At 62.0% G+C, this 4,843-nt stretch carries 5 protein-coding genes; all 5 read left to right on the top strand.

Going from position 1 to position 4,843, the window contains the following annotated elements:
• Positions 1-1,124 (top strand): VOC family protein (locus AC1DY5_RS42255; protein ID WP_478120394.1); only part of this gene is annotated, 1,124 nt, incomplete at its 5' end.
• A 16-nt stretch (positions 1,125-1,140) separates the two neighbouring features.
• Positions 1,141-1,665, top strand: a complete 525-nt coding sequence (locus AC1DY5_RS42250) for a carboxymuconolactone decarboxylase family protein (RefSeq protein WP_478120393.1) — start codon at positions 1,141-1,143, stop codon at positions 1,663-1,665.
• A 46-nt stretch (positions 1,666-1,711) separates the two neighbouring features.
• Complete coding sequence (locus tag AC1DY5_RS42245) at positions 1,712-2,923, top strand: amino acid ABC transporter substrate-binding protein (RefSeq protein ID WP_478120392.1); 1,212 nt, start codon at positions 1,712-1,714, stop codon at positions 2,921-2,923.
• A 34-nt stretch (positions 2,924-2,957) separates the two neighbouring features.
• Positions 2,958-4,064: an alcohol dehydrogenase catalytic domain-containing protein gene (locus AC1DY5_RS42240; RefSeq protein WP_478120391.1), complete on the top strand. Its 1,107-nt coding sequence runs from the start codon at positions 2,958-2,960 to the stop codon at positions 4,062-4,064.
• A gap of 345 nt (positions 4,065-4,409) precedes the next feature.
• Positions 4,410-4,843: electron transfer flavoprotein subunit beta/FixA family protein (locus AC1DY5_RS42235; protein WP_478120390.1), on the top strand; the 434-nt coding region annotated here is incomplete at its 3' end.

The following is a 4,843-nucleotide window of genomic DNA, read 5'->3' as shown; positions in this document are numbered from 1 at the left end:
GCGTTAACCGAATACGGCGAAGCTACTTCGGCCGCTGCCGCCTGAAATTGATCGTCAAGTCTTGTGCAAACCGGCCTTGTTCGCCCCCCGTCAAACCAACCAGGAGATTTGCCATGTTGCCCACCGTAGACCTGCGCCCGCCCTTTAACATCAGCCGGGCCAGTCACATAGTGCTGGAGGTCAGCGATCTTCAAAAGAGCCGAGACTTTTACGTGAAGATCGTAGGCTTGGTGGTCTCCGACGAGACGCCGACCACCTGCTACTTGCGCGGTTTGTCGGAAGCAGCGCATCACAGCCTGGTGCTGGTGCAGACGGAGGGCGTGCCCGCCTGTCAGCGACTCGGCTTCCGTGTATATCTAGACGAGGACCTCGACGGCGCTTACGCCTGGTTCACCGGGCGCGGCTTGCCGGCGAGGTGGGTGGAGGTGCCCTACCAAGGCCGCACGCTGCATTGCGAGGACCTGTACGGCACCAAGCTCGAGCTGTGCGCCCACATGGAAGTCCGCGAGCGGATGTTCCTCAAGTTCGAGCAGTTCACCGGCGCGCACGCTCAGCGCATCGATCACTTTCAGATCTTTGCACCCGATTGCTGGAAGGCCTGCGAGTTCTATAGCCAACTTGGCTTCCGCAACTCGGAATACCTGGCGCACGGTGATAAGTTGCTGGGCGCCTTCATGTTCCGCAAGGGGACGTGCCTTGACTTGGCAATTGTGGAGAACGTCGGGCCGAAGATGCACCACTTCGCCTACATCATTCCGGAGTCGCACCTGATTTTCACGGCCTGCGACCTGGCGGGTAACTATGGCTACGGAGGCTCGGTGGACCGCGGGCCAGGCCGACATGGCCCGGGCGGGATGCTGTACGTTTACCTTCTGGACCCGGATGGACACCGCGTTGAGTTGTGCGACGGCCACTACCAGACCATCGACACCGAGGTCGAGCCAGTGCGCTGGGAGGCTGGCTCGCTGAGCACCAACGTGCGCTGGGGCCTTCCGGCGACCGAGCACTGGTATTTCCACGCCAGCCCCTTCAAAGACGCCACCACCCAGGACCCGGAGAAGAAGCCGAATCCGCAGACGCTGGAAATGTTCATTCAGCAGCAATCGACCCAAAGCAACAACTAACCAAGGACCGAATCCCATGGCACGCGTCAAATACCTCAATCGCGCCAACAGCCCCAACCAGGCGATCTTCGACCGCCTTGAGAAAGAGCGGAAGATGCCAACCGCCAACATCTTCTTGGCGCTGACCCAGACGCCGGAGTTGCTTGACGGCTTCCTTACCTACGCCAACGCGCTACGGTCGTCGCCGCTAAGCCCTCGGCTGCGGGAGCTGTCGATCCTGACGGTGGGGCACCTCACGAACTCGCGATACGAGATTGCGCACCATCAGTCGCATGGCCTCAAGGCCGGCCTGACGCAGGCGCAGCTCGACGCGGTTCCGCAGTTCGAGAGCTCCAGCCTCTACACCGATCAAGAGAAGGCGGTGATGTCATTTGCCAAGGAGTCGACTCTCAAGGTTGATGTGAGCGACGACACCTGGTCACGCGCGGCGGCATTCCTTGGCGAACCAGAAATGATCGCGCTGGTGCTGGTGGTCTCTTGGTACAACTCCGGCGTTCGCATCATGGCGGGCCTGGGGATTGAACTCGAAGCGGGCCATTGAACAGCGGCAACGGCGTCGACCCGAAGCATCAACAGGAGACATCACCATGACTTGCAGCCCTTTTCGTCGTCGCATGCTGGCGCTCGCGGCCGGCACGCTCGTGCTTGCAACTGGTTTGCCGGCCGCCTTCGCGCAAGGCAGCGGCAGCGCCCCAATTCGTGTCGGGGGCACCTTGCCACTCACCGGCCCGTTGGCGTCGGTCGGCATGATTCACAAACTGGCTGCAGAGGTGTTTGTCGAAGACATCAACAAGCGCGGCGGACTGTTGGGCCGCAAGGTCGAGTTCGTAGTACTGGACGACCAGTCGCAGCCGGCAAACGCCCGCACGCTGTACGAGCGCCTAATCACAGCGGAAAAGGTCGACCTGCTAATGGGACCTTATGGCACTAGTTCGATCATCGCCGCAATGGGCGTTGCGCAGCGGTTCAACAAGCTATTCATTCAAAGCAGCCTGGGGGAGCCTGCGCTGGCGCCGTACGAGCTGCAGTTCCCATCGCTGCCCCTGGGTCCGGATCCGCGCCTGGCAGACACAGAACTGATCCTCGATGGATATGCCAGCCTGCCGAATCCGCCTAGAACCATCGCCTTCGTCACCAGCAAGTTCCCGTCGGCGCTCGACTTGGCGAAGGGAGGTCAAGGGATCGCGCAGAAGCGTGGCCTCAACAACGTGCTAACGCTCGAGTATGAATTCGGCACGCGCGATTTTGGCGCGATCGCCGCCCGCATCAAGGACGCCAATCCAGACGTATTGTGGTCCGGCGCAGTGGGCATGGAGGCGGTGCAGTTGCTCGATGCAATGAAGCGCATCGACTAYCTACCGAAGCGCCACTTCTACCTGTTCCCGGCACCGGGTCCGACGGCGGCGCACCCGAACGCTACCGGTGTGACCAGCCTGACCTGGTTCGAAGACCACRAGCCGTTCACCAAGAATACGGGTGCCGCGGACTTCGTTGCAGCGTTTGTGCAGAAGGCCAAGGGCGCCGGCTTGCCGTATCCGGTCGCCGAATATCAGGCTGCATCGGAATTTGCTGCATGGCAGATCCTGGAGGCCGCTGCCAATGGCGCCGGCAAGATTGACGACAAGGCCATGGCTGCCTGGCTCAAGGCTAACCAGGTACAGACCGTGCTAGGCGTTCGTTCGTTCGAAGGTAAGTTCAACAGCAGCGCCCCCGACACCAAGCTCAAGCAGGTGCAGGGCGGCAAGTGGGTGACCGTTTGGCCGGCGAAGTTTCGCCCGCCGGGCGGCGCCTTCCAGTGACATCGCATACCCCCGGATAGCAACAGGAGAAATCATGAGGACAATGATCTCGGCGCGGCTGCACCAGCTGCACACCCCAATGACCCTCGACACCATCCCGGTGCCGAAGCCTCGGCCCAACGACGTGCTCGTGCGCGTCAAGGCGTGCGGCATCGTTCCCAACATGGCGAACGTCATCAACAACTGGCCGAGCTGGTTTCCGCACCAGCCGCTCGCCAAGTTTCCGGCCATTTTTGGCCTTGATCCGGCTGGTGTCGTCGAGGAGGTCGGCGAAGCGGTGATCAATGCAAGACCGGGCGATCGCGTGTACGTCAGCCCGCTGCGTTCTTGCGGATCGTGCAAGGCCTGCCGCTCCGGCCGTCGTAGCCAGTGCCGTTACTACACGCTCAATGGCTATTTCAGCACCAGCACAGACGGGCAACGGATTTTCGACCTGTATCCGTACGGGGGCTTCAGCGAGTACATGACAGCTCCTGAGTACGCGCTGGTGAACATTCCCGACAACCTCAGCTTCGAGAAGGCTGGACGGTTTGGCTATCTAGGCACCTCCTACGGTGCGCTGTGCAATGCTGGCGCTGGCCCGGGGCAAGTCGGCCTGATCGACGGCATTACCGGTACGCTGGGCGTCGCGGCGACGGTGCTCGGCTTGGCGATGGGACTGTCGAAGATTCTGGGCACCGGGCGGGATCTGGCTCTGCTGGAGCGCGTGAAGGCGCTGGCACCCGAGCGCATCGAGGTCATCGCGCTGGGGGATCGACCCACCGGGGAGTGGGCGAGGGCCCAGACTGGCGGCGACGGCGTTGATTTCGCGATCAGCGCATTGGGCGCCCGCGCACCGATCGAAACGATGCTGGATTCCATGAAGGGTGTGCGGCGCGGCGGCAAGGTGGTGAATATCGGTGGCGTGTCGGACGCTTTGCCGATCGACATGAAGTGGCTGATGGACGAGCAGATCCAGTTAATCGGGTCGAACTGGTTCAGCGCCACGCAAGGCCAAGAGATGGCCGACATGGTGCGCACTGGGACCATTGACCTGTCGTACCTGGAAGACGTCACGTTCCCTCTCGCACGCGTGAACGAGGCGATCTCCGGCCTAAAGGATCGCAACGGGGGCTTTTCCAACTACGTCGTGTGCCCCTGAAGGCCTTGCCTGCCATGAGCCTCTCCAATGCCCGCCTAGACTGGGTGGAACCGCTGCTGCTCAATCATGAAGAGCCGCGACGGCATCAGCGACGAGTTCATCGTGGCGTGGCATCTGGCGAACCTGTGAGTGGTGAACGCGTGAGAAGGCGAGCACGTCACCTGCCCGCTGCCCATGTGGCGCGCAACCATGGGCATCGCGGCGTTCAGCTGCCGCTGTGGCTCCCGTCGCGCCTTCGAATCAGGGCGTCTACCACGAAATCCACGCTACCCAACGGATTCGCATTGCTACTCCGTTCATGAAACGGGCGCGCGCGGCCCTCCACATTTGCACCATACAACGACTATGAAGGTTCTCGTTCCGGTGAAGCGGCTCGTTGACTACAACGTGAAGGTGCGCGTCAAGTCTGACGGCACCGGCGTCGACATTGCCAACGTGAAGATGAGCATGAACCCCTTCGACGAGATCGCGGTCGAAGAGGCRGTGCGCCTGAAGGAGAAGGGCGCTGCTACTGAAATCATCGCCGTATCCTGCGGTGATGCGAAGTGCCAGGAGACCCTGCGCACGGCGATGGCGATCGGYGCCGACCGCGGCATCCTGGTCGAGACGACCGAAGAGCTGCAGCCGCTGGCCGTGGCCAAGCTGCTCAAGGCCTTGGTCGACAAGGAGCAGCCGCAGTTGATCATCCTGGGCAAGCAGGCGATCGACGACGACGCCAACCAGACGGGCCAGATGCTGGCGGCGCTGGCCGACCTGCCGCAGGCCACCTTCGCCTCGAA

The sequence above is a fragment of the Variovorax sp. P4_D9 genome (assembly GCF_056401695.1).
The sequence above is the reverse complement of the archived record's forward strand: the minus strand, read 5'-3'. Positions and strand labels throughout refer to the sequence as shown.

Excerpts from the sequence above, each read along its gene's own strand:
- AC1DY5_RS42250 (WP_478120393.1), top strand. The coding sequence starts at position 1,141 with ATGGCACGCGTCAAATACCTCAATCGCGCCAACAGCCCCAACCAGGCG.
- AC1DY5_RS42240 (WP_478120391.1), top strand. The coding sequence starts at position 2,958 with ATGAGGACAATGATCTCGGCGCGGCTGCACCAGCTGCACACCCCAATG.